The organism is Sphingomonas sp. Leaf339, assembly GCF_001426195.1.
Classification (GTDB): Bacteria; Pseudomonadota; Alphaproteobacteria; order Sphingomonadales; family Sphingomonadaceae; genus Sphingomonas.
In genome coordinates this window covers 263,891-288,612 of the sequence record NZ_LMRS01000034.1, presented here as the reverse complement: position 1 = coordinate 288,612, position 24,722 = coordinate 263,891, and the positions used below count along the sequence as shown (strand labels likewise).

Genomic DNA, 24,722 nt, shown 5'->3' with positions numbered 1-24,722 from the left:
GGATCGCCGTGCAGCGGTGTTCAGAAGACTCCTGCTCATTGGAGAGCCAAACTTACAAATAGGTCTGTAAAACGATCTACCGGCTTAGGCGGACGAGCAGTCACTTTACTCTCATATTTGCTTATTAGACGCCGAAGCTACGGTGAGGATACATTTTTGTTAACCTAAAGGCGTCGCATCGATACTTTACGATGATGAAAAGTAGGGACTTCGCGCCTTAATACCACTGCATTGCCATTCGCGCTTTGTTTATATGCTATGAAATCAAACCATTACACTATGATATAAACATCATTATTCACTTACAGTTAAACATACCCAAACTTGGATAAACATGAACATTGAAACCGTATCGTACACAACGTTAACCGATCAAAACCGTTACCCTAAATGTAATCACAACAAACTAACACCACCTAATTCTTATCCTAACCAATCTATCTTGTTTGAAAGGAAGATAATAAAAGTAAACAGCAAAACTCAGAGGGACTTCAGCACCTTCAATACCCATATGATGGATGGCGCTTATTTGGCGCTTATCTATCTACCTTGTAGTAACGTGGCCAGAGCTATGATCGATGATCTGGCGATCAGGGTATCTAAGGCGGCAGGAAAGAAGAATAAGCCAACAACGTGTTTGAATACAGCTTTAGGCGCGCTGGTTTATGACCTTCTTGTATTGGAAGGAAGAGACAGGGATACCTACGGATACCGGCAGATGAAGCCGGAATGTTTCACCGGATTACATATCAGCTACCGAGGATTTAGTGATTGCGTCCACGGCCTTCGGGTCGCTGGATTGACCGATTACGAAAAGGGAGAAAAGGATTGGAAGGGCGATAAGTCGTTTGCCACCCGATCCAAGGCTAACGCCGATCTGCTGGCCTACGCCGCCGGTTATGGCATCACACCGGCAAACCTGATTGACCATTTTGAACACCTGCCAGCGGCGGCATCGATCCCCGACCCAATCGTCCTTAAGACGGCCAAGACCTACATTAAGGAGGGGGTTCGGATGCGGTTCGATCGCAATCATTCCACCGCCATCCGGTACGCGGAGCAAGTGGATTTCATCAATGCCTATTGGGCTAAGCAGCGCCTGACGAACGCTACCCATTACGCCTTTCAACGCGTCTTTGCCCGTGGGGATATCGATGGTGCCAACTTAGATAAGGGTGGCAGGTTGTACGGTATCGGTGGGTCTACCCTACAGGGGATGCCAGCGGAAGAACGGAAGGCCATCCTCATCAACGGCGAACCGACCGTTGAGGTTGACGTGAAGGCCAGTCATATCACGATCCTTCATCGGCTTACGAACACCCCGATGCCGAACCGCCCGGACCTATACGATTTTAGTGATTTCCCCCGTGCAGTCATCAAGGCGTTCATCACCGCCAGCCTTGGTTACGGCGCCTTTCATGCCGATTGGCCCGAAGAGACGGTTGAGACGGCGAAGAGGAAAAGCAAAGACAAGCTTGATCTGCAAAAGTATGATTTTAATGCAGTCAAGGAGGCTACTCTAATAGCCATTCCGCTGTTACAGGACTGGCCAAACTGTAAAATCAGATGGGGCGATCTGCAATTCCGAGAAAGCGAACCGATGATTGCTTCGGTTGTCGAGCTTGCTACAGTCTATGATATCCCGGCTTATCCTATTCATGATTCACTAAGGGTGCCGGTGTCAAAGGTCGAGATCGTCAAGACGGTAATGCAGCAGCAGTTTCAGCGATATCTTGGTTTAAAACCCATGCTGGATATCAAAGAATAGTCCAAGCTTTGTGTGAGCCTAGCTTATACGGACTTATACTAAATGACTGCAATATATACGATAATCCCACATATTGGTACGACTTCGGCTTCAAGTATCCTAGATTATACCGTCCCAATCGGCACAGCCTTCATCTGCCGCGTCTCTTTCATAAGCTGGTGAAGTTCCTTGCCTGTAGCCCCTGCCATCTTCCGCACCCCTGCCGGTGTGTTGCAAGATGGCGAAGGCTCTAGGACGGTCGCTAGGACGAATAACAGGGCGTTGGCTAGGTCGGGGCCATGTAGCTCTGTTTCGTCGCTATAGGGTTCCTTCCCGCCTGATTCTCCTACCACTTCCTTTTGTATGGCGGCGATCAGGCGTTCTACCCGGGCATCGTCGGTGATGGCGGGCCATGGGTTGGTTGGTTTCATGATCGAGGGATGCACCGGTCCCCGTCTTCCAACAAGCGGCGTAAATGTTGTGTTCTTGATATGTACTTTTTTCCTGTCCTACAGGTACCGGGCTTTGATAAGTCGATGACGAAAGGAGTCGCGTCATGGTCATTCCAGATTCATCGTTGCTGATCGCTGTAGCGGCAGTCATCACCAGCCTATCAAGCTTGGTATGGGCGTTTCGTCGCAAGGTCTGAATCAACCTAGTCAAGGGCGGCAGGGCAAAGACTAGCCACAATGCCGCCCTCATCCCATTTTGGCTTATAGATAGCTTGTCGGTGCTTTAGCTGCCAGCATGACAAGTCGCCCTTGTTGCCGGCGATGGTAGCTATTGTACGTCCGTAGCGATCTTGTTTGTATCGCTGGATAGTCATCCTGCCTTGCATCGCTGCTCTCAGGCTTTCAGTCGAACGGTAAGGGTCACCGGGCGCGCAAGCTCGGCCCTGTCGGCAATGACCGGGCAACTCGGGGGCATCGATGCCCATTAGCCGTATGCGCTCTTTACCGCACCGGATGGTATCACCGTCTGTCACCCGGCAGCCGTAAAGGGTGTCTGTCGTATTAGCAGCGGCATTACCCGTAGAGGCTGAAAGCAATGTCGGGGCGATCCCAATGGCAACGCCGACGACGGCACTCGACGCTAGCACAGTCATAGCGACCAACCATGACCGTACCTGCTTCCGGCGCCTTTCAGCTCGGTAGCGCGCACCTAGCTTGATAGGCACGGCACGGAAGGGTTTCTTGAAGCTCATAGGACCCGTATCAATGAGGAAGCTTGCCAGCCGGTTATTGATTGGGATGCGGACTATCCCCGAATCTTCGCCATCATCCGCTTCCATTCCCCCTCGCTGACAGGAAAGAAGGGCATATGGTTAATCCCCTGTCCGGTCGGACGGGGCGTTGGATTCCTGGTCCCACATCGATGACAACGGAAATGGTCCATCACGTTCCCGTCGAGGCTCTTAGGCCAACGCCAGATAGAACCCCATCGCCAGACCAGCCCGCTATTCAGGACAGCCTTGTGGCGACACCGATGGTTCCTGCATTCCAGATGCAGATTAATCCCCTGTCGGGTGAAGTCGTAGAGGGTGTCAAAGCGCTGATTGCTGCCCACTTGTCACAAGGGCAGAGGAAGCTGGCTACCGCCGTCCACAGGGAGCGCATACAGGGCGTTATAGACGTGGCTGGCTACTTCATGCCGTGCGGCTTCCCGAAGGCCCTCTTGTGGCATCGTTAGGGCGACCAGCGCCCAACCCGGCGCTTCCTCAATTAGCTCCGCAATCCGCTCGACCGTTATGATGCCCATGGCTGACTCCTTGCTCTACTAGTAGAACGGAACGGGAACATTGGACAAGGAGATTCGATCCCGGCTTGTGGAAGGGAGATACCAAAAAGGGCCGCTGGTCTTTCGGCCAACGACCCTCCACCGCGCCTAAGACGAGGGCATTAGGCGTAACGAACTTGGGCGCCCTTGCGGCGATAGCGGGCGGTTGCACCGATCATACCGAAGCCGACCAGAATCATGGCCCAAGTGGCAGGTTCGGGGATGGGGGCGGCAGGTGCCAGCCCCCATGTCCCAACGCCACCTATATGGAAAGTTGGAAAAGCGCCAATCCAGTCAAGGTTGGCGTTACAGCTCATTAAGAATGACCCTTGGCCATTATTAAGGATGGCTACACTTCCAGAACCTCGACATGCGTAAGATGCACCGGTACTCGTCGTCCAATATATAGGAGCGAATGGTGATAAAGCAGCATAGCCGCCAACAGAAGTCTGCTGATTGAAAGCGGCGTCATTGGGAGTATTAACATTTAGAAGGTCACTTACATTCAGAAGCCCAACTCTATCAATTTGATAGCTATGATCTATATAGCCCCCTTGAAGATCAATATCAGTGGAAATGTTAAATTACTTGCTGATAAGGTTGTTTAATCCCAAGGTATTCTCGACATCATTGAATGATGTTATCTTCCCAGATAGGTAATACGTCACGTTTGCTGCATATGCCGACGGAGACGCGGACAAAACTATCGCGATTATTGCTCCTTTGATATACCAAATCATCTGATTTCCCCAACAACCGCTTCTACTGAGCTATGTCGGCCTTCCATTACCTGAATGACCAAGGCATGGAAGTGGGCGCATTTATCGTCTGATGATTTTACCGATAGGATTGGCAGCGGAGTAGCCTTCGCCATATCCGGCATCGTAGAAGCTGTACTTGCGTAAGGGTGCGGCTCGGTCTGCAACGCGGACAACCAGCTTCACCGTATTTATCTTGCGCTCGCCAATCGCTGTCCCGGTCGTGGTCGAGCTACCGGACAGGCCACCAGCTAATAGCCCTACAGGCCCCAAGGCAGCGGCACCGATAACGCCGCCCACAAGCTGCGATCCCCTGTTGCTGCTGGTGGTCGAACGGGACGTGGTAACGTCCACTCCATCTATCTCAATTTCCGCTCCCCTAATGTCGTCAAAAGGGATGCCGATAGCGCGGTCTGGATCGTCACCCATGACAAGCTGTTCTTGGTCCCACGCGATACCGATGCATCGGCATTCGGGCAGGGTCGCATGATAGTCGCCAGTGCCGAAGCGTTCGGTAAGCTGCGCTATGGATGCTGCCAACTTGGCTTGATTCTTCGTGATGACGCCGTTCATCATTACGAGAAAGCCGACAAACAGGCCAAACGCGACAAGGATGATAATTAGCAGGATAGCGCCAAAGCCCATCGTTTTCCCTTTCGGTTCGAAGCTATCAGCGCACCAGCGCGGCGAAGTCGGGTGATGCCACTGCCCTGCCGATGATATCCTGCACCGCCGGGACGAAGGCTTTTGCCACGTTGTTACAGGCGGCGGTCGCAGCAAAGCCCGCACGGAAGTCATAGGTGTTGGACGTGGTGAGGGATGCGCCATTGCTCGATTGAAGCCGCAGGGTCATCGACCAGCGCCCGTTGTTCGATCCCAAGCCGGATGATGAATCTATCTCGACCAAGGCCCCGGTGATCGTCACGCGGGCGGGCTGGTTTGCATAGGCCCCGGCAACCTTCAATTCGTCGGCGACGGCCTTACGAACATACTGAGCATGGGTAAGGCCGTCCTGCATCCGCATCTTGCCACTGCACGGCCCTTAAACGCCGCCCCGGCGCATGGCGCATGGCGCATGGCGCATCAGCGTTTCGGTAACCGCTCATTGCTCTTCCGCTAATTCAAGCTACCAACTGGTTGGTAAGATAAGGCGGATTACATTTGAGCTTTTATACCCACTAGCAATTAGATAGCCTGGGGTGGCAAAACCCAATCCTCACACCAAGGATATTCAGGGTATTTTACTGACTACGGACTACTAACAGGCATCCTTGATCCTATTAGGACTTCGGGTCTTCGTTGGCTTTATGAAGTTGCTTGGGCTTTGTGTATTTGCGGAGGCTATCGCTGTTGAAAAGTTTATCGAGTGACGCGATGTTCGCTTCTGTATCGACCGGCAGCCGTTGTACAAAAGATAGACCGGTGAAAGTGACCGTGGTCGGTCCCTCGCCGCTATGTGGCACTGCCGTTATTCCATGCAATAGATACAAAGAGGAATCAGTATAAGCCTCTCCCTTTACCGCATAGGAAGATTCTAATATCAGTGGAATGTCTCCTTCGCCTACCGAAACAAACCCCGGTTCCTTCGGCGTCATTCTTTCCTCGCTAAAGCGACTGATAGCAGCACAGGCACTGTGCAGGAAGTGAACCCAGCCGCTTGATTCAATTTTGACGGGGGCGCTATCTATGAGTGTAGGCAGGAATGCTCGTCCCTGCTGATACTGAAAACCTTCTGCTATCGGCTTCACGCTCCAATCCTCGCAATGCAATGGACCGGGTTCTTTGAAGCTACCGGTCAATACAAGCTGCCTGTCTTGCCTGTATTGGAGCCTTGTCTCATTTAAGGCATCATCGGATATGGCACAGCTACGTATCGCAACTAGAAGCGACATAATAGAAAGCAGCATAGCACCGACCGCTACCGGATCGGCCTGACCCCGCAACTTACGCAAAAGCGTGATCAGACTCATGTGATTATCCTTATCGACCTGTATCACCCGCCAACATGACCAAAGCCGACGAAACTGCATTCTTATCTGCGGCAGCGCACGTTATACACTCACACTGTCGGACACTACGAAGCACTCCTACTCCCAGCTCAGATTCTTACTTTAGGATGCTGTCTCCATACAGCCACACTGCCAAACCAACTACCAGAGCCATTATCGTAGCTATGGCACTGCCGTTACTCAGCCAGCGCCCCCAGGTCGACGCCTTCTCCAAGGAAGTCGGGTGGCCTCCTAGATGAACAATAAGATCCCTACCGACATTCGCCCCGTTGAACCCTGATACGGGCTGGATGCCCGCCACAGGAGGCGTGGGAGGTGGCTCTTGTAGCCCATGTGAATCATTAATCGTACCAATGTACTCCGAGCACTCCGAGAAGTGACCCGTATCGAGCAACCGATACTGCGGTGACCAATACTTGTCGTACTCTGCGCTTGTCATCGGGAATCCCGACATATAGGGAAATGAGTTCGAAGGGTCGAACAGTGCAACCTCAGGGCACATATGATTAACATAGAAGTTATTGCTTCCCCCAGCGAGAGTAGCCTCTTCAACCATTTTCACCACTGGACTTTGCGGCTCATTTGGAAGAACATAATGCTCTCCGTCGTTGTATCGGCTGACCTTAATCGTGAAGGTGCGACGTTCGCATCGCTGCAAGATTGGACACCTTTTGGGCAGACCTTGTTCTGTGGACAAAGCGAAATAATCCCGCTTCGACTTCGGGGCGCCTTCAGGCAGAGCTTCTATGGAAAGTTGACTATCCATTTACTGGCAACCTATAGCTTGTTGGCGTCATGCCGGCATCGGCGGCGTCGTGAAATGTATCGCGCCCTAAACATACCGTATGATCGTTAGCGTCAATAGCGGGGTAGGCTAATTTCATAGGCCTCGCTTCACAATCGGCCCTTGCACCACCGTAAGCCGGTGTTACATCAGCTTCAACGAACGATGAAGCAAATGGAACGACTCGATGGCGACCGGCAAACATGTGGCGTACTATAGGGTCTCAACTGCTAAACAGGGCCGCAGCGGTCTTGGCCTCGAAGCTCAACAGCTTGCAGTTCGTACTTTTCTAAACGGCGGATCGTGGGACCTCGTAGGAGAGGTAGTTGAAATCGAGTCTGGTAAGCGCTTGGACAACCGTCCGCAGCTACAGGAAGCGCTACGCCTATGCAGAGCGATGGGCGCGACGCTCATAGTCGCAAAGCTTGATCGGCTATCGCGTGACGCCGCATTCCTTATGCAACTGCAAAACTCTGGGGCATCGTTCGTAGCGGCAGACATGCCGGGCGCGAACTCGTTCACAGTCGGCGTAATGGCGCTGGTGGCCCAACAGGAACGCGAAGCTATATCGACACGAACAAAGGCGGCGCTGGCGGCAGCGAAGGCAAGAGGGGTAGTTCTCGGCGGCTTACGTGGCCACACGCTGCCATCGAAAGCGGCAGCAGCAGCGAGCGCTAAGGTTCGTGCCGCGACGGCAGATCAACGTGCGCGTGACGTTCTTGTGTCGGTCGAACATGCGAAGAGCAAAGGGGCAGTGTCGCTAAGAGAGATAGCTGCGGCCCTTACCGTAGAAGGCATTACAGCGCCGCGAGGCGGTGAATGGAGCGCGGCACAGATCAAACGGGTAATCGAGCGTCGTAGGCCCGAAACCGGCGCTACAAACCTAGCCACCACAGAAAACTCTAGGGGCTACATTCCGAGCCCCCTAGAGTGTGTCGCATCGAATGCGACCGTTTAGGTTACCCCTTCCCTTGCGTGGAGACACGCTCCGGTTCACCGCCACATGTTACGGACCCAGCAATAAGCACGGATGATAACTCCAGCGTTAGGTGCGCCTTCTAGCGCCTCGAACTCCGTCGCCTGCCGAGACTGTGGCGGCACCTCATCTGCGGCTAGCGCACCCGCCAGGGCATTCAGAACGACCTCCGCAACGGGCAGCGCGGCAGCTACTTGGGACATTGTCATATTTGTCCCGCCCTGATGAGAAACTAGATGCCGATTAGTTATAATATCATAGTATGGTTGAAGGTTTAAATCGCCGACAAGCGACGAGATTACATCACCCTCGCCGCAGCCGAACTTCTGCAAAACATCATTTATCTCGGACTTTTTTACTCTTTTTAACATATGCTCATGGGTCTTTGCTACAAAGTACGCCACCTTACGGTCTTGAACCTGTGAGATTCTCGCAGCTATGATCCCTTTGACGTGTTCCTCAAGCTCCGAGTAGAATGCCACTAGTAGATACTGAACAAGATAGCTTTCAACCAAAGGGTTGTTCTCACCACCGCGTAAGAACCCTTGGACTTCGTCTAAAGCGAATGCAGTACGAGCAAGTCTCATATTAGCTTAGGTATTCTACAGTAAGGTCTAGTCTTTCCTCAACCACTGCCTCGTCACTTGTGTTAAACGATATGGCAAGAATATAATCCTCGTCCTTCAAAAGCCTGTCATAGCGATTTTTCAAATCGATTGGCGCAACGTCAGCTAAAGTCGCAGCCATTATGGAGTCTAGGGCACCAAAATTCAGACGCCCCCTCACATGAAAAGGCCGCTCACCAAGCTGATCAAGAACGTACTTCGTTGTACGTTGAAAGTTATCGATCATGTCACCAAAATCGGCATCCTTCCCACGGTGCTTTTCCATGTACTTATTTAAAAAGCCTTTCATTGGCTTTTCGTACTGACGCCCCTCTTCTGATAGAGCAAGGCACCGCAATACTAGCTCTACGTCTCGAAAACGTTTATCGACCTTTTCCTGCCCAATTAGCTTTCGCCAGGCGACGTCTTCGTTCATGCGCTTCAGGGCGATGACAAGCGGACTATAGGATACGCACTGACGCACCTCCATAGGATTAAGATTGACACCACCGGTATTTAGGCGTTCAAATATTTGATAAATACTGGTGTCATCAAGAGGATTGATTTGCTGAATGATTGTAGCACGAAGGACAGAGCTACGAATCTTAAATTGATCGTCTTCGTCCAAGTCAAGAAACGACTTTCCTTCAAAGCGAGCGCTTACGTTTTTCAGTCGGAATACGGAATCCTCGAACGTTCCTTTTATAAAACGGACAACGGACGTTATTCTTTGCTGACCATCGATTACAAGGAAGCCGGGTTTCGATTTCTGCTTGTAAAGAAAGGTTCCAGGAACTGGAAGCCCTAGCAGAAAGCTCTCTATAAGCTTGCTTGCCCTGACCCGATCCCAGACATACTTCCGTTGAAAATCGGGGATTATGAGTTCGTTCTTGTTCCAATAATCGACGTACCCGCCTAAAGTGATATCGGCAGGGTAATTCATTATCTCGTATTCGAGTTTTGGTTCCGGTTCCTGGTCCGGACTTTCCTCCGTGTCTTGCACGCGCCATTCGTCATTGTCGGGCATCAGATGGGTCCCACGGTCACTGCTCTGGGTATGGTCGCGAAGAATTGACCTGTCTACCGCCGCCCGGTTCGGATCGTGACGGCCTTTCCAGCGCACCCAAGCTAGCGACGCCAATCTGTTGCAAAACGCGGTCGCCTGTGTTCCCTTCGTGTTCTAGCGTGTGGACAGGATTCGTACGTTGGGATAGCAGGCCCGCAATGACACAAGGGAAGCCTCGGCTATGACCGATCGTACAGTGATCGATCTTTTTTGCGGAGCCGGAGGGCTTAGCGAAGGCTTCCGGCAGGCGGGCTATCATGTCCTCGCAGGGAACGACTTTTTTGACGCTGCTGGCGCTACGTTCGTAGCGACGCACCCGGAAGCCAGATTCTTGCCCGGTCCAATTCAGGATCATTCCGTACAGTCGATACTGAAAGTTGCAGGACTAAAGCGCGGTGAGCTTAACGTTCTGGTCGGCGGCCCCCCTTGCCAAGGGTTCTCGGTTTATAACCACCAACGCGGACTGCACGATGCAAGGTCATCCCTCTACCATGAATACCTTCGCGTGGTCGCAGGTCTAAAACCGCAGTGGGTAGTACTTGAAAACGTGACAGGGATGACCTCTGCCGGCGGCGGCGGAGCCGTCACCGGCATTGTAGAAGGGCTTGGGGCGCTAGGTTACAACGTGTCTGCGAAAATTCTTAGAGCAGAAGAATACGGTGTTCCACAAGAACGAAGGCGGCTTGTCTTTATAGGTAACCGTATTGGCGTTCCTATAGAGTTCCCGAAGCCGACACATGGCGTCAACCTTGAACCGTTTGTTACAATCGAGGACGCCATTTCCGACCTGCCCCGCTTAAAGAACGGAGAAGGGTACGAAGTATCATCTTACGAGACCTCGCCAACGTCTTCGTATCAGAAGGCAATGCGAAATGGGCAGAATGGCGTAACAAATCATGCGGCGGCTAAGCTATCTAAAGTGAACCTCGACCGCCTTCACCACATTCCGCAAGGTGGCTCATGGCGCGACATTCCCATCGACCTTCTTCCTGAAGGGATGAAGAAGGCGAAGCGCTCGGATCATACTAAGAGGTATGGTCGCCTAACGTGGAAGGGCTTAGCTTCGACCATTCTGACCAAGTGTGACCCTCACTGGGGTGCGTACTTTCATCCCGATCAGGATCGAACTCTCACGGTTAGAGAGGCAGCAAGATTACAGTCGTTCCCCGACTCATTTGAATTCAAGGGGTCGAGGACGGAGCAGTACGTTCAAGTCGGCAACGCTGTACCGCCGCTGCTTGGCAGAGCTATAGCAGAGCGAATCTTGCAGATGACCAATTCTGTAGGCTACCTTGAAGCTGCCGAATAGGGGGGTCTAGTACCCTTACTCATCGGGGAGTTCGATGCCTCCTACGTGGCTCCCGCCGTCTATAGGCGGCGTAGGCGCACTTAGGCGAACGACCTTTGCCAATGATCGCTTATCGCTACCAGTCAAGAAAGTGTTTACTTGAGCTTCAAATACCTCAAGGCTAAGAGGCACGCCTGCTGTCAGAGCCTCGACAGAACTCTCTAAAGTAGTGAAGACTCTTTCCGACAGGATGATAGAGCCGTCGTCAGGCGAGTAGTCAACGACGAACCAGACTATATCGCAGTTCGACAAATGCGGCACCCTCGTAAGCTTTCCAAGCGATGAAAAGAAGGGCTGGTCAACTAGGACGGCCATCTTCTTTCCCCAACGCCTAAGCGTAGGCACCTTTATCTGCAATTGTGGCATTAGTCGCTTTGGTCCAGATGACCTGTAATCGGGCCGACGTACCTTATCCGGGAATACAGGTGCTTGTTGGGTTGCACTGTATTGCTCGATATGAGAGGCCATACTCGGCCCTGAAAAGTAAACAGCCTGAAGTTCTAGCGCACACCAAAGCGAACTGTCAGCCGGATCAACAAGAACTGAATCTATACGACCCACTGCATCCCCGATTTCCTCACTATCCTCTTCGACAACAGAGGACAGGAAAGGTACCTCCTTAACAAGTGTTGGCTCTTTTGATCCCAGGACGGTCTCGCCGATCCACCTAAAGACCTCGTTGCCAGCCCAAAATCGTGATGGGCAGACCGTGACGGCAGGCCCAACCAACTCGACCCCACCGTCGTCCTGCAAGGCGTGGCGTCGCAGCGTACATACCCCACCTTTCTTGTTGCACTTAGCACCCGGAGACGCGGCTTGACGAAAAGGGCAGGGTAGATTCGAGAGCTTACCACTCCCAATCGCTGCGAAGCTTTTAATTTCATCGTGCGTCAAGGTCGGAACAAGGCGCCCGTACCACTCGGCGATGCCATACCGCACCTTTTCTAGCTTAACTGCACTGCTAGCCACGTACCGCCCCCTGATATGAAACTAGCTGCAACTCGATGTTGGGCGGGATGATGGTCCAAACCCACAATTCGAACTAAAATTGTGTAAAATCAAGGGCTTGCGCAAGCCGATGGCGGAGACGGAGGGATTCGAACCCTCGGTACCAGTAATCCCGGTACGGCGGTTTAGCAAACCGCTGGTTTCAGCCGCTCACCCACGTCTCCGGCTCGGCAGAGGGCGGCTATAGCCAGCGGTGGGGCCGGGATCAACGGCCTTGTCGCGATTGTTTGTCGATCATCGATCATTGCCATCGTTCATTGCACGGCAAGGCGGGAATTGCTTAACGGGGCACGGTCGAACAATCGGGGTGAACGGGTCATGCGCAGTATCTGGACGGGTCTGGTCCTCGCGATGACGGTGGCAACGGCGTCGGTGGGCGCGCAGGTGCGCACGATCGACCCCAACCGGGCAGTGGATGGCGATCTCGCCGGGCCGCCGCCGGCCTCCACCCCCGCCGTGCGGCAGTCGCGGCCGGCGTCCGAGCCGGTGCCGGTCGATCCGGTTCCATCCCAGACGCCGCCAGCAGTAGCCGCCGATCAGGCGGCCACCACGCGGGCGGAGAACACGACGCAGGCGGCCGACACCTATCAGCGCGACGACCTGATGGCGGCGGGCGAGGGCGTGTTCGGCAAGGGGGCCGAGGGTCTTGCCGGTATCCTGGAGAAGATCCTGAAGGAGCAGGGGCGCCCCAACGCCTATATCGCCGGGCGCGAGGCGTCGGGCGCATTCATCGTCGGCCTGCGGTACGGCTCCGGGGTGATGACGCACAAGGTCGAGGGGCAGCAGCCGGTGTACTGGACGGGGCCGTCGGTGGGCTTCGATGTCGGGGGCGATGCCAACAAGGTCTTCGTGCTGGTGTACAACCTCTACGATACGGCGGATCTGTTCCACCGGTTTCCGGGTGCGGAAGGGCGGCTGTATCTGGTCGGCGGTTTCGCCGCGACGTATCTGCGGCGGGGAAATGTGGTGCTGATCCCGATCCGCCTGGGCGTCGGCTGGCGCGCGGGCGTCAACGTCGGTTACATGAATTTCACCCACAAGACCCGCTGGCTGCCGTTCTGATCTGCACGGCGAAAAGTCTCTAAAGTCACACTCACCCACGTGCGTGCGTGCGTGTGCATGCGCGCGCGAGGTATGATTATAATCCGGCAGGCCGGTGAGAAATAACGGATGATGGAACGGGCATAATCCGCCATCGCCGTGTAGGACATACCCCTTCAGCCGGACCCAGCCGCGCGTGTCAGCCCAGAGCCGCCAGAGCACTGTAACGGGCGCGGTCGATCGGGATGATCGTGCCGTGGTTGGCACCGGGCGGCATGGTGATGCGATCTGATACGTCGCGCCATGTCTTCAGGTCGCGCGACGCGACGGCGGCGTAGCGTTTGTCGATGTAGCGATCGAAGAACACCACCGTCTCGCCATCAACCTCGATCGCGGTGGGGCCTTCGCTCCACGCCGGGGTGATTGGGGGTGAGAGCGCGCCGAACGGGCCGGTCGGCGATTGGGCCTCGCACCACTGGATCACCTTGCGCAGCGGTTCCTTGCGCTCGTCCTTCACGAACATGATGAGGCGTTCACCGACGCGCTGGAAGGTGGCGTCGATCACGCTGAACCCGGGATCGTAGATTTTGCGCGTCGGGGTGAAGGTACGGAAATCGCTGGTCATGGTGGCGTAGAGGCGATGGTCGCCTTCCTTGCCCGCGGTGCCGACCGTGCTCGACCAGAAGATCACGAAATGGCGTTTCGCGTCGTCCCATATCAGCTCGGGCGCCCAGCTGTTGCGGGTGCCGGGGAAGGCCGCCATCACCGGCATTGCCTGTTGCGCGGACCAGTCGATCAGGTCGCGGGACGAGGCATGGCCGATGGTCTGGCCGGTCCAGCTGGTGGTCCAGACCATGTGATAGAGGCCGGCGCGGGGATCGCGGGCAACGCAAGGGTCGCGCATCAGCTTGTTCTCGCCGACCTGCGGCACCACTACCGGCGCGCCGCCGCGGACGGGGCGATAGGTGAAGCCGTCGTCGCTGATCGCCAGCCGCATCCCCGCGCCGCCATCATCGGCGTTGCGGAAATAGGTGAAGGCGAAATGGCGATCAGTCTTTGCGGCCAATGCGGGGGCGGCGGCGGTGGCGGCGAGGCCGGCGCAAAATAGGCGGCGGGTTGGCTGCATCGTCATCGCCCCCATGTCGTCGGCTTGTCCGCGAGCGTCAACGCCAGCGTGCCGCCGCCGGTGATGTCGGCCTGCCGCAAGAACGGCGTCGTGACCGCCCGGCCATTGAGCATGGCGGAGGCGATATAGATGCGACCGGGTTTCCAGTTGCGGGCGGTGATGGCGAAGGTCTTGCCATCCTCCAGCGTGATCGTGCTGCGCGGCTGGTGGGGGGCGTGGAGGTAGAACAGGTCGGTCGTCAGCTTGGGGAACAGTCCGATGCGGTTGAAGACATAGTGCGAACTCATCGCGCCATTGTCCTCATCGCCCGGATACGCGTTGGGCGTGAAGCGCAGGTAGATGCGGTTCGCCCAATAACTGGCCAGATCGGGGCGGCCGACATCGCTGAACAGCCACGGCGTCGCGAAGCTGGGTTCGTTGGTGATATCGATCAGGTTGGTGTCGAGCGCATGGCGCAGGCGTTCGACGAACCGGTCGCGACCGCCCATCGCGGCGATCATGCCGGGCAAATCGTGCAGCATGGTATAGGAATAGACCCACGCCGTGCCCTCGTAGAAGCCGACATTCTCGTATTTCTTGCCGTCCCAGCCGATCTTGGGATCGAGGTTCTGGAAACGGCCATCGGGATAACGCGGGATGATGAAACCGGTATAGCCGTCGCTGCGGGCATCCTTGTTCCAGACGTTGCGCCAACTGCCGGACCGTTTCAGCAGGGCGGCAGCATCGTCTGGCTTGCCGGCGGCGGCGGCGAGTTTGCCGGCGTAGAAATCGTTGAGCGCGAAGGCGGGGGTGGACGAGCCGGAGCGCGCGCGCTGGTTGTCGGGTTCGGGGCTCTTGTCGCCGACGCCGAAATACCCATCGATCAGATAACGCGGGCGGCGTTCTTCATAGGCGTTGTGCAGCGACACCTCGGCCGCCTGCTTCCAGTCGATGCCGGGCACGCCGCGGATCAGCCCTTCGCCCAGCACATTGTCGACTTCGTCGCCGCCCTGGCCGACATGATAATTGCGGCCGGCGATGAAGGCGGTGTGAGCGGCGCCGAACCGTTCGAACGTGCGGATGATCGAGGCGGCGTTGCCGGCATAGACGCTGGGGCGCAGCAGCGACATCAAAGGGAAGCCGGTGTGGCACGTGTCCCACAGCGTGTAGTAATCGTCCCAATGCGGCGTCGCGCGATCGGCGGGCGCCTGATCGCGGGTGCGGTCGCGCGGCTGGATCGTGGTGTGATAGAGCGCGGTGTAGAAACGCCGCTTGTCCGCCGCGCCGACACCGTCGATCGTGACGCGGGCCAGTTCGTGGTTCCAGGTCGTCTGCGCGTTCCGGCGGACGGCGTCGAAGTCCCAGCCAGGAATATCCTCGGCCAGCAATTCGGCGGCGCGTTGGGCGCTAGTGAACGACACGGCGACTTTCATCATCACCGGCTTGCCGGCATCGAATTGCCACCACGCCGCCAGTTTCGTGTCGGCGGGAACGCTGGCGCTGGTGGCGCCGGCCTGCACCGTGTCGCCGTGACGGATGCCCCATTTGGTCGGCGTACGATCTAGCTGGGCGACGAACCAGATGTCGACGTTGGCGGGGTTCCAGTAATCCTTGGTCCTCACCCGGCCGACGATGCGGCCATGCACGGGATCGAGTGTTACGTCCGCCCCGGCGCTGCCGAGTTCGCCGCGAATCTTGCGGGTGATGTCGAACACCATCGTCGCGGGAGCGCCGGCCGGATAATCGAAACGGTATAGCGCGGCGTTGGCGGCCGGCGTCACCTCTGCCTTGATGCCATAGCGGGACAGGGTGACGGCATAGCGATCCGCCGCCGCCGCCTCGTCCGCCTTGGGCGACAGGTGCTGCGCCTCGTCGAATTGCGGCTCGCCCGTCTGGGGCGAGACGAGGAAGGTGCCATAGGTGGTCCGGCCGCCGGACCCCTGCGTATGCAACTGCGCGAAGCCGCTGAGTGGCGCCGCCGGGTCGTAACCGGCGTTGCTGCCGGTCAGGGTTTCGGGGCTGGGATGGATCGATCCGGCGGGCAAGGTGGGGCCGGGGACGGTATCGCCCTGGTCGTCGTTGCCAGTGCCGACCAGCGGATCGACATAGCGATAGAGTTGCGGATCAGCGGGCGCGGCGACGCCGGTGGCGGACAGGAGCAGACCGGCCAGCGCGGCGGCACGGAGCGACGGGATGGACGCGCGGGACATGAACCCTCCTGAAACGGCCGCGGCTGACGGACCCCGCGGTTCTGCGCTCGACGTAGCGCGAACCAGGTGGCATGACCAGCCCGGCAAACCGGCGGCAGACTGGCCAATCCAATATTGGAGGGATTGATGATTTACGGGCGTCGGATGATGGTGGCGACCAGCGCAATCATGGCCATCGCGGCACCGGCGATGGCGGCGCCGCTCGATCTGGGCCGGGCGACGATCGTGGCGGGCGATGATGCGACGATGCGGCTGGCCGCCGACATGCTGGCGGGCGATCTGGCCGATCTGGGCGCGCGGCGGCCGGCGATCGTGGCGCGGCTGGCCGATTGCGCAGCGACGTGCATCGTCATCGGGGTTCGGGAAACGCCGTTGGTGGCTGAGGTCGCGCGGGCGGGCCGGGTCGATCTGTCGATGCTGGCAAGCGCGTGGGAGCGGCATGTGCGCGCGGTCGTGACGATGGGTGATCGCCGCGTGCTGCTGATCGCGGGCTCCGATCGGCGCGGGGCGATCTATGGCGCGGTCGATCTGTCGCGGGGGTTGGGGATTTCGCCGTGGCGCTGGTGGGCCGATGTGGCGCCACGGCGGCGGGCGAACGTGACAGTGGATGATGCCACCTTCGTGTCGAAAGCGCCGTCGGTGAAGTATCGCGGCATTTTCCTGAACGACGAGGATTGGGGGCTGCAGCAATGGGCGGCCAAGACCTTTGATCCGGCGAAGGGGAATATCGGTCCGCGCACTTACAACCGTGTGTATGAACTGATGTGGCGGCTGAAGGCGAATACGCTGTGGCCGGCGATGCATTCGATCTCGACGCCCTTTTACGGCGACGCCGCCAATGCGCCGCTGGCAGATCGCTATGCGATCGTCGTCGGGACCAGCCATGCCGAACCGATGATGCGCAACAATCTGCGCGAATGGGACGAGGCGACGCGGGGTGCGTTCGATTTCACCCGGCGGCCAGAGGCGCTGGTCGATTACTGGCGCGAACGGGTGACGGCGACGCGGGGGCAGGAGGACATCTACACGCTCGGCCTGCGCGGTATTCACGACGGGCCGATGCAGGGGGCGACCAGCACCGCCGCAAGGCAGGCGATCCTGGAACGGGTGATCGGCCTGCAACAGGATCTGCTAGCGAAGACGTTGCAGCGGCCGATCGGCGATATTCCGCAGGTGTTCGTCGCCTATCACGAATTGCAGGAGGCGTATGACGCCGGGCTGACCGTGCCCAAAGACGTGACGCTGATGTGGACCGACGACAATTACGGCTATTTGCGGCGGCTGAGTACGCCCACCGAGCAAAAGCGGCCGGGCGGGGCGGGGGTATATTATCATCTGTCATACTGGGGCCGGCCGCATGACTATCTGTGGCTGGGAACGACGCACCCGGCGCTGATCCGCGAGCAGATGGAGCGCTCCTGGGATACGGACGCGCGGCGGATGTGGATCGTCAATGTCGGCGACATCAAGCCGATCGAATATCTGTCGCAATATTTCCTCGATCTCGCCTTTGACGCCGATCTGTTGCGCGCCGATCCGGTGGCGCATCTGCGCGGGTTCATGGGCGAACAGTTCGGCGTGGGCGAGGCGGACGGGATCGCGGCGATCATGATGCGCTTCTATGCGCTGGCGTGGGACCGGCGGCCTGAGTTCATGGGCTTTGGCCAGACCGAATGGGTGACGCCGAACCGTCCGACCGATTTCGTCCATTCCGATGGCGAGGAGGCACAGGCGCGGCTGGCGGCCTCTGCCGACATCGTGCGCCAGGCGGAGGCGATTGCGGCGCGGATGCCGGCTGATCGGCGCGATGCGTTCTTCGAACTGGTGCTGTATCCGGTGCGGGCGGCGGCGAAGCTGAACGAGCGTATCCTGTCGCTCGATCTGGCGCAGCTTTATGCGCGGCAACAGCGGGCGAGCGCCAATGTCTGGGTCGCGCGGGCACGGGCGGCGCACGCGGTGCTGGTCGCCGATACCGCCGCCTATAACGGGCTGGCGAAAGGCAAGTGGCGGTACATGATGGACATGGCGCCACGCCGGCTGCCGGTGTTCGACGAGCCGATGTGGCCGGCCTGGGCCGCCTCCACGAAAACGGGCTGCGACAGCGCGCTATGGGGCGGGTGGATCAACGACGATAATACGCTGACCTTTGCCGCTGGTCAGCCTGCGACGCGCACCGTGACGGTGTATGGTCATCAGCCGCGCGACGTGGCGTGGAAGGTTGCGCGCGGGGCGGGGGGCGTGTCGTTGTCCGCGTCGTCGGGCACGCTTTCGGCCGCCAATGGCTATGAGCAGCGACTGACGGTCAGCTATGACGGCCGGGGGGCGGGCGGCACGGTCGATTTGATCTGCGACGGCCGCGCGCTGCCGCTGCATACCGCCGTGGTTACGGCGCCTGTCGCGGCGGCGGGTGTCGTGGCCGAGCGGGAACGGCGGGTGATCGTGCCGGCGCTGGCCGGGGTGGCCGGCGCGGACTGGCAGGCGGTGGCGGGGCTGGGCAGCCAAGGCGGGGCGCTGCGGTCGCGGCTCGATCTGCCGAGTCGTTCGCCGGCGCAGGTGGGAAATCTGACGCCGACCGTGTTTCGGTTATCGACCGTCACCGCGACGGGGGCGAAGCTGCGCATCGTCGGCCTGCCGGTGCATCCGCGCGATCCACAGCATGGGTTGCGGATGATGGTCAGCATCGATGGCGACGCGCCGGTGATGGTCGACCTGGCGACGGTGGGGCGGAGTGATCAGTGGCGGCTGAACGTGCTGGCGAACACCGCGACAGGGACGATCGCGTTGAAGACGCTGCGGCAGGGTGAGCATGTCATCCGGGTCTATGCGCTCGATCCGGGCATCCTGCTCGATCGGATCGAACTCGTGTTCGACGGGGCGCGGCCGTTGTACGGCGCGATGACGCCGGGCGGGTAGGGGGCTTCCGCTTCGCCCCGATGGGAAGACACGGCACAATGACAACGTCGTTCTCCCGGCGCAGGCCGGGGCATCGGGTGGTTCTTAGGTCAACCCGCCGTCGCGCGCTGCCACTCATCCGTGTCGCCATGGCTGATGCCCAGCCGGTGCGCCACCTGTACGCGGCGCTGGTGGATTTCGCTGCGGGCGCGTTCCATCACGTCGAGTTCGGTGGCGGAGAGCAGATCCTCGACCACGCGGCGAAGATGCAGGTGCATCGTCCGGCGCGCCTGTTCGGGGTCGCGGGCACGTAGCGCATCGACGATCAGTTGATGCTCGTCGACACGCGGGTTGACGCCCTCACCCCGCGCCTCGGCGAACATGTGCGCGCACAGCGGCGAGTGTTCGCGGATATTCCACAACGACTCGACCACGGAGTTGATGACGGTATTGCCGGTCGCCTCGGCGATCAGCGTGTGGAAACGGCGGTCCGCCTGCAACGCTTCGGCACTGGCGGGATCGAACGCGGCCATGTCGGCCAGTGCCCTGTCCAATTCGGCGAGCGTCGCATCGTCGATCACCGTGGCGGCGACCGCGCATGCCTCGCCTTCGAACAGGATGCGCGCCTCGATCAGTTCGAAGGCACCGACATCGAGCTCGGGTGCCGCCTCGCTCTGGTTCGGCAGACTGGTGACATAGAGGCCTGACCCGTGCCGCGCCTCGACCAGGCCACGAATTTCGAGCGCGATCATCGCCTCGCGCACGGTGGGGCGGCTGACCGAGAAGTCCTCCGCCAACTCGCGTTCTCCGGGCAGGCGGGTGCCGATCGCGTACTGGCCCTCGCCGATCGCGGTGGCGATCGCGTTGGCGACCTTCTGATATAATTTTTCGACGCGTGGTTTCACAATCACAGGTTCCCACATCGGGGCAATTGACACAATAGGCCAATCAGGCCACATTGGCCTTACCAAATCAGGAGGGGTCATTTGCCACGGATCGTGTCCGCGCGCGTCATCGTCACATGTCCAGGGCGGAACTTCGTCACGCTCAGGATCGAGTGTGATGATGGCACCACCGGCGTCGGCGATGCGACGCTGAACGGGCGCGAACTGTCCGTGGCGAGCTATCTGGCCGATCACGTGGTCCCCCTGTTGATCGGGCGCGACGCGCACCGGATCGAGGATATCTGGCAGTATCTGTATCGCGGCGCATACTGGCGGCGTGGCCCGGTCACGATGACGGCGATCGCCGCGGTCGACATGGCGCTGTGGGACATCAAGGGGAAGGTCGCCGGCCTGCCCGTTTATCAGTTGCTCGGCGGCGCCAGTCGCGAAGCCGTGATGGTCTATGGTCATGCCAATGGTGCGACGATCGACGATACGATTGAGGCGGCGCTGGATTACCAGCGGCAGGGTTACAAGGCGATCCGCCTGCAATGCGGCGTGCCGGGGATGGCATCGACCTACGGCGTCAGCAAGGATCGCTATTTCTACGAGCCCGCCGATGCTGATCTGCCGAGCGAGAATGTCTGGTCGACCAGCAAGTATCTGCGCGTCGTGCCCGAATTGTTCGAGCGGGCGCGCGAAGCGCTGGGCTGGGATGTCCATCTGCTCCACGACATCCACCATCGCCTGACCCCGATCGAGGCGGGAAGGCTGGGCAAGGACCTGGAGCCGTATCGCCCTTTCTGGCTGGAGGATGCGACCCCGGCCGAGAATCAGGAGGCGTTCAAGCTGATCCGCCAGCATACAACGGCACCGTTGGCGGTGGGCGAGATCTTCAATTCGATCTGGGACGCCAAGGAGCTGATCGAAAACCAGCTGATCGATTACATCCGCGCGACCGTGGTCCATGCCGGCGGCATCACGCACCTGCGCCGGATCGCGGCGCTGGCGGACCTGTATCAGGTGCGCACCGGCTGCCACGGCGCGACCGACCTGTCGCCGGTTTGCATGGCCGCCGCGCTGCATTTCGACCTGTCGGTGCCCAATTTCGGCATCCAGGAATATATGCGCCACACGGCGGAGACCGACGCGGTCTTCCCGCACGCGTACACTTTTACCGATGGCATGATGCATCCGGGCGACGCGCCTGGCCTTGGCGTCGACATCGATGAAGAACTTGCCAAGGGGTATGAATATCGACGCGCCTACCTGCCGGTGAACCGGCTGGAGGACGGCACCCTGTGGAACTGGTGAGCGACCGGGAGCGACAACGACGCGCCTGAAAAGGCGTGCAAACAACGACAAGAGGGGATGAGATGATGAAGACGATTTACGCGGCACGTCGGGTGGCCATGGCGACGGCGTTGCTGGGTGCGACGATGCTGACGGCGGTGCCGGCCTTCGCGCAGGATGCACAGACGACGACACCGGCCGATGTGCCGGCTGAAACCCCGGTCGTCAGCACGCCGACGCCCACCGTCGCCACGCCGGCCAATCCGTCGCAGACGACCGCCGCCGATCCGCAGTCGCAGCCCGAGGCGACCGAACAGCCCGGCGCCGACATCGTCGTCACCGGTTTCCGCCAGAGCTATGCCGACGCGATCCGGTCGAAGAAGAACGAGATCGCGATCACCGACGGCATCTCGTCGGATGGTCTCGGCCGCTTTCCCGACCTGAACGTCGGTGAGGCGTTGCAGCGGGTGCCGGGCGTGCAGATCAACCGCGAGGCCGAAGGCCGCAACGCGACGATCAACCTGCGCGGCCTGCCCGGCGAATATGCCCGACTGACCATCAACGGCGTCGCCTTTGCCGAGCCGGTGCTGGCGGAAGCGGCACCGCTGGGCGCCTTCAACGCCGACATCTTCAGCGCCATCGTGATCGACAAGTCGCCACTCGCCAACGCCCAGTCCGGCGGCCTGTCGGGCAATGTCGACCTGCAGATCGCACCCGCGCTCAGCCGCAAGGAAGGTGGATTCGTCAAGGCTGCGCTGGAATTTAACCAGCTCGGCGATCGCTTCGCGCCGGGCGCGACGGTCGGTTACAATCACCTGTTCTCCGACAGCTTCGCGATCTTTGGCGTGTTGGCGTACAAGAAGGAGAATTTCCGCCGCGATACGCTGCAATTCAACAGCTATTCGGCGTTCTCGGCTGCTCAGGCGCAGGCCAATGCCTCGACGCTCGGCGCCTATTACCCACGGTCGGCTGCGTGCCCATCTTGCACCGGATCGACGACCACCGCCGGCGTCCTCTATAATTCGCAGTTGCGCCAATATTCGCGCATCAATCCCGGCGACCTCTACACCGGCGCGGCGGGGGCGGAGTGGAAACCGAATGACCGGACCCGCATCGGCGTCACCGGTTTCTACACCGATCGCCGGTTGCCGAAGACGACGCAGTATCTGTCGATCGTCGGGAACAACGATGTCAGCACGCTGACGGCGCGGTCGCAGCCGATCGCGCTGGACGACGGACGTTACGTCGTCACCGACATCGATTTCAGCAACGCCGCCGATCCGCGCGCTTCGACCCGCCGGCTGGGTATCGTCCAGCGGGCATGGGGTATCAACGGCAAGGCGGAATATAGCGACGATGTCTGGCGGTTGAGCACGGTGCTGACCGCATCGAAGGCCCGCAACGAGTCTGCCGAGCTTTCGCTCGATTTCGACCGGCTGCAGACGACGAGCGGCAATGGCGGGTCCGGTACGCTGCGTACCGGTGCGGGTAATCTGAACGATTTCTTTTATTCGCTCAGCCCCGATCCCCTCATCAGCAGCGCGGTGCCGACCTGGTATTGGGGCGGCGTCGCCGATCCTACCCAATATTACAACTCGCCCACCGCCGCCGGGCGCACCAATCGCCTGCAGCTGACCGGCACCGAAAGCTATGTCACGACCGAAGTGCTGGCGTATCAGGGAGATGTCGAGCGCAGCTTCACCAACAGCGTGCTGACCGGCATTCAGGCGGGTTTCCGCTTCGAGCATAATGATTTCCGGTCCGAGGGCTATCGCATCTCGGCGTTCGGCATCCAAACCCAGAACATCAACGGCAGCTTCCTGCAGCAGTCGCCGACTGCCGACGATTTCTTCGGTGGCAAGGCGGGAACGTACACCACCAACTGGCAGACGTCGCGGTTCCAATATGCGATCGACCAGCTTCAGCCTGTCACGGTGTTTCCGGGCGGGGCGCTGTCGCCGCAAGGGTTCAACATCCGCTACAACGACAACAATTATTCCCTCTACAATTTCGACAACACGACCGATCTGGCGATCGGTTATGGACAGCTGAAGTATAGTTTCGACATCGGCAACATCCGCATCCGCGGCAATGGCGGTTTGCGGTATGAATATGCCCGCAACACGATCGATGCGCTGAACCGCGTATCGTTGACCGGCACGATCGGTTCGCCCGCGGATTTCCGGACCGTCACCTACGAGAACAAGTACGGCAAGCTGCTGCCGTCGTTCATCGTGGTGGCCGACCTCAGCGACAAGCTGTTGCTGCGCGGTGCGGCGTATCGCACCTACGTCCGTCCGCAGCCGCGCCAGTTCACGCCGGTCACGATCGTCGGCAATCCGGTCAACGGCGTCTATTCGCTGACGCTCGGCAACCCCGATCTGAAGCCGTATGATTCGACCTCGCTCGATCTGTCGCTGGAATGGTACAACCGGCCGAACGGCATCATCTCGGTCGCCGGCTTCCAGAAGCGGATCACCGGGCTGATCGCCACCATCTCCGACCCGCGCCAGCTCTGCCCGCCGAACGCGACCGCGCTGGGCCTCGGTACGCTGACCGTGAATGGCGACCGGTGCGAAAGCAGCCTGGTCTACACGGGCGGTGCGGTGCCGACGCCGTTCCTCGTCGCGGCCAGCGGCTTCGTCAATCAAGACAGCCCGATCACGGTGCGCGGCCTGGAGTTCAACCTTCAGCAGACGCTCGATTTCCTGCCGGGCGCGCTGAGTCACCTGGGCGGCGGCTTCAACTATGCCTTCACCGACATCAGCGGCAAGACCGCGTCGGGGGCACAGGCGACGTTGCCGGGCGTGTCGCGCCACAACGCCAACATCATCGGCTATTACGAAACCGATGATTACGGACTTCGCCTAGTGTACAACGTGCGCAGCAAATACGACCTGGCCTCGGCCGGCACGTTCACCGGCGCGGCGCGCCAGGTGCGGTCGCGCGGTCAGCTCGATCTGTCCGCGTCGTACAATGTCAGCGAAACGGTATCGCTGTCGTTCGATGCGTATAACCTGACCAACGCGATCCGCGTCGAATATGAAGGTGATCCGCGCCTGATCCGTCGTGCGGATTATGACGGGCGGACGTTCACGGTCACGGCGCGCGCCACGTTCTAGGACGGTCAGCGGGTTGTCGAAGTAGGCGCCGGCGTAAGCCTGCGCCTCTTTTTTTTGTGGGCGCGGCTGATCGCGCCGCCGCCGTGCAATATTATATC

The 24,722-nt window shown here is 58.9% G+C and carries 19 protein-coding genes and 1 tRNA gene; 7 read left to right on the top strand and 13 right to left on the bottom strand.

Annotated features, from left to right (window positions below; translation table 11 throughout):
• Positions 1–334: 334 nt before the first annotated feature.
• The gene (locus tag ASG67_RS13725) at positions 335–1,768 is read left to right on the top strand and encodes a hypothetical protein (RefSeq protein ID WP_156460826.1); all 1,434 of its coding nucleotides are present in this window, start codon (positions 335–337) and stop codon (positions 1,766–1,768) included.
• Between the two features lie 634 nt (positions 1,769–2,402).
• Here ASG67_RS13725 and ASG67_RS19875 read toward each other — a convergent pair.
• The 6 genes from ASG67_RS19875 to ASG67_RS18975 all read right to left on the bottom strand — a co-directional run bounded on the left by ASG67_RS19875 (position 2,403) and on the right by ASG67_RS18975 (position 6,251).
• Entirely contained in the window at positions 2,403–2,684 is a 282-nt protein-coding gene (locus tag ASG67_RS19875) for a thermonuclease family protein (RefSeq protein WP_414887642.1), read from the bottom strand.
• A gap of 632 nt (positions 2,685–3,316) precedes the next feature.
• The gene (locus ASG67_RS18980) at positions 3,317–3,505 is read right to left on the bottom strand and encodes a DUF6771 family protein (protein WP_156460825.1); all 189 of its coding nucleotides are present in this window, start codon (positions 3,503–3,505) and stop codon (positions 3,317–3,319) included.
• A 140-nt stretch (positions 3,506–3,645) separates the two neighbouring features.
• Positions 3,646–3,840, bottom strand: coding sequence for a PEPxxWA-CTERM sorting domain-containing protein (locus ASG67_RS19870; RefSeq protein WP_082543528.1), 195 nt, complete (start codon positions 3,838–3,840; stop codon positions 3,646–3,648).
• A 504-nt stretch (positions 3,841–4,344) separates the two neighbouring features.
• Entirely contained in the window at positions 4,345–4,926 is a 582-nt protein-coding gene (locus ASG67_RS13710; protein ID WP_056531270.1) for a hypothetical protein, read from the bottom strand.
• A gap of 25 nt (positions 4,927–4,951) precedes the next feature.
• The gene (locus ASG67_RS13705) at positions 4,952–5,299 is read right to left on the bottom strand and encodes a hypothetical protein (RefSeq protein ID WP_056531268.1); all 348 of its coding nucleotides are present in this window, start codon (positions 5,297–5,299) and stop codon (positions 4,952–4,954) included.
• 262 nt (positions 5,300–5,561) lie between these two features.
• A complete protein-coding gene (locus tag ASG67_RS18975) occupies positions 5,562–6,251 on the bottom strand; it encodes a hypothetical protein (RefSeq protein ID WP_156460824.1) in 690 nt (229 codons plus the stop codon).
• 1,010 nt (positions 6,252–7,261) lie between these two features.
• Between ASG67_RS18975 and ASG67_RS18445 the strand changes: the two genes are divergently transcribed.
• On the top strand, positions 7,262–8,032 hold the full coding sequence (locus tag ASG67_RS18445) for a recombinase family protein (RefSeq protein ID WP_082543527.1): 771 nt from the start codon (positions 7,262–7,264) through the stop codon (positions 8,030–8,032).
• A 35-nt stretch (positions 8,033–8,067) separates the two neighbouring features.
• Here ASG67_RS18445 and ASG67_RS13700 read toward each other — a convergent pair whose 3' ends face one another.
• Together ASG67_RS13700 and ASG67_RS13695 are read right to left on the bottom strand one after the other, a co-directional pair.
• Entirely contained in the window at positions 8,068–8,637 is a 570-nt protein-coding gene (locus tag ASG67_RS13700; RefSeq protein WP_056531267.1) for a HEPN domain-containing protein, read from the bottom strand.
• 1 nt (position 8,638) lies between these two features.
• A complete protein-coding gene (locus ASG67_RS13695) occupies positions 8,639–9,682 on the bottom strand; it encodes a DUF262 domain-containing protein (RefSeq protein WP_082543526.1) in 1,044 nt (347 codons plus the stop codon).
• Positions 9,683–9,902: 220 nt separating this feature from the next.
• Between ASG67_RS13695 and ASG67_RS18440 the strand changes: the two genes are divergently transcribed.
• Positions 9,903–11,030 (top strand): DNA cytosine methyltransferase, encoded by a 1,128-nt coding sequence (locus ASG67_RS18440; protein ID WP_082543525.1) that lies wholly within the window; start codon positions 9,903–9,905, stop codon positions 11,028–11,030.
• Between the two features lie 15 nt (positions 11,031–11,045).
• Here ASG67_RS18440 and ASG67_RS18435 read toward each other — a convergent pair whose 3' ends face one another.
• Positions 11,046–12,008: a NotI family restriction endonuclease gene (locus ASG67_RS18435; protein WP_235535225.1), complete on the bottom strand. Its 963-nt coding sequence runs from the start codon at positions 12,006–12,008 to the stop codon at positions 11,046–11,048.
• A 140-nt stretch (positions 12,009–12,148) separates the two neighbouring features.
• Positions 12,149–12,241, bottom strand: a tRNA-Ser gene (locus ASG67_RS13690).
• Positions 12,242–12,395: 154 nt separating this feature from the next.
• Here ASG67_RS13690 and ASG67_RS13685 point away from each other — a divergent pair.
• A complete protein-coding gene (locus tag ASG67_RS13685; RefSeq protein ID WP_056531265.1) occupies positions 12,396–13,139 on the top strand; it encodes a DUF1134 domain-containing protein in 744 nt (247 codons plus the stop codon).
• A 178-nt stretch (positions 13,140–13,317) separates the two neighbouring features.
• On the opposite strand, the gene ASG67_RS13680 is transcribed toward ASG67_RS13685, so the two are convergent.
• A complete protein-coding gene (locus tag ASG67_RS13680; RefSeq protein WP_156460823.1) occupies positions 13,318–14,250 on the bottom strand; it encodes a glycoside hydrolase family 43 protein in 933 nt (310 codons plus the stop codon).
• Positions 14,247–16,433 (bottom strand): GH92 family glycosyl hydrolase, encoded by a 2,187-nt coding sequence (locus ASG67_RS13675; protein ID WP_056531262.1) that lies wholly within the window; start codon positions 16,431–16,433, stop codon positions 14,247–14,249. The genes ASG67_RS13680 and ASG67_RS13675 overlap by 4 nt, the downstream gene beginning before the upstream one ends.
• Before the next feature lie 126 nt (positions 16,434–16,559).
• Between ASG67_RS13675 and ASG67_RS13670 the strand changes: the two genes are divergently transcribed.
• Positions 16,560–19,346: a glycosyl hydrolase 115 family protein gene (locus ASG67_RS13670; RefSeq protein WP_235535212.1), complete on the top strand. Its 2,787-nt coding sequence runs from the start codon at positions 16,560–16,562 to the stop codon at positions 19,344–19,346.
• 89 nt (positions 19,347–19,435) lie between these two features.
• Here the strand turns inward: ASG67_RS13670 and ASG67_RS13665 are convergent, their stop codons facing one another.
• Positions 19,436–20,230 (bottom strand): FadR/GntR family transcriptional regulator, encoded by a 795-nt coding sequence (locus ASG67_RS13665; RefSeq protein ID WP_235535211.1) that lies wholly within the window; start codon positions 20,228–20,230, stop codon positions 19,436–19,438.
• Between the two features lie 81 nt (positions 20,231–20,311).
• On the opposite strand from ASG67_RS13665, the gene manD reads away from it, so the two are divergent.
• Positions 20,312–21,523, top strand: coding sequence for a D-mannonate dehydratase ManD (manD, locus tag ASG67_RS13660; RefSeq protein WP_056531258.1), 1,212 nt, complete (start codon positions 20,312–20,314; stop codon positions 21,521–21,523).
• A 65-nt stretch (positions 21,524–21,588) separates the two neighbouring features.
• On the top strand, positions 21,589–24,624 hold the full coding sequence (locus ASG67_RS13655; protein ID WP_056531447.1) for a TonB-dependent receptor: 3,036 nt from the start codon (positions 21,589–21,591) through the stop codon (positions 24,622–24,624).
• Positions 24,625–24,722 lie beyond the last annotated feature (98 nt).

Coding starts and splice junctions, on each gene's coding strand:
- ASG67_RS13725 (WP_156460826.1), top strand. CDS start 335: ATGAACATTGAAACCGTATCGTACACAACGTTAACCGATCAAAACCGT.
- ASG67_RS19875 (WP_414887642.1), bottom strand. CDS start 2,684: ATGGGCATCGATGCCCCCGAGTTGCCCGGTCATTGCCGACAGGGCCGA.
- ASG67_RS18980 (WP_156460825.1), bottom strand. CDS start 3,505: ATGGGCATCATAACGGTCGAGCGGATTGCGGAGCTAATTGAGGAAGCG.
- ASG67_RS19870 (WP_082543528.1), bottom strand. CDS start 3,840: ATGAGCTGTAACGCCAACCTTGACTGGATTGGCGCTTTTCCAACTTTC.
- ASG67_RS13710 (WP_056531270.1), bottom strand. CDS start 4,926: ATGGGCTTTGGCGCTATCCTGCTAATTATCATCCTTGTCGCGTTTGGC.
- ASG67_RS13705 (WP_056531268.1), bottom strand. CDS start 5,299: ATGCAGGACGGCCTTACCCATGCTCAGTATGTTCGTAAGGCCGTCGCC.
- ASG67_RS18975 (WP_156460824.1), bottom strand. CDS start 6,251: ATGAGTCTGATCACGCTTTTGCGTAAGTTGCGGGGTCAGGCCGATCCG.
- ASG67_RS18445 (WP_082543527.1), top strand. CDS start 7,262: ATGGCGACCGGCAAACATGTGGCGTACTATAGGGTCTCAACTGCTAAA.
- ASG67_RS13700 (WP_056531267.1), bottom strand. CDS start 8,637: ATGAGACTTGCTCGTACTGCATTCGCTTTAGACGAAGTCCAAGGGTTC.
- ASG67_RS13695 (WP_082543526.1), bottom strand. CDS start 9,682: ATGCCCGACAATGACGAATGGCGCGTGCAAGACACGGAGGAAAGTCCG.
- ASG67_RS18440 (WP_082543525.1), top strand. CDS start 9,903: ATGACCGATCGTACAGTGATCGATCTTTTTTGCGGAGCCGGAGGGCTT.
- ASG67_RS13685 (WP_056531265.1), top strand. CDS start 12,396: ATGCGCAGTATCTGGACGGGTCTGGTCCTCGCGATGACGGTGGCAACG.
- ASG67_RS13680 (WP_156460823.1), bottom strand. CDS start 14,250: ATGACGATGCAGCCAACCCGCCGCCTATTTTGCGCCGGCCTCGCCGCC.
- ASG67_RS13675 (WP_056531262.1), bottom strand. CDS start 16,433: ATGTCCCGCGCGTCCATCCCGTCGCTCCGTGCCGCCGCGCTGGCCGGT.
- ASG67_RS13670 (WP_235535212.1), top strand. CDS start 16,560: ATGATTTACGGGCGTCGGATGATGGTGGCGACCAGCGCAATCATGGCC.
- ASG67_RS13655 (WP_056531447.1), top strand. CDS start 21,589: ATGAAGACGATTTACGCGGCACGTCGGGTGGCCATGGCGACGGCGTTG.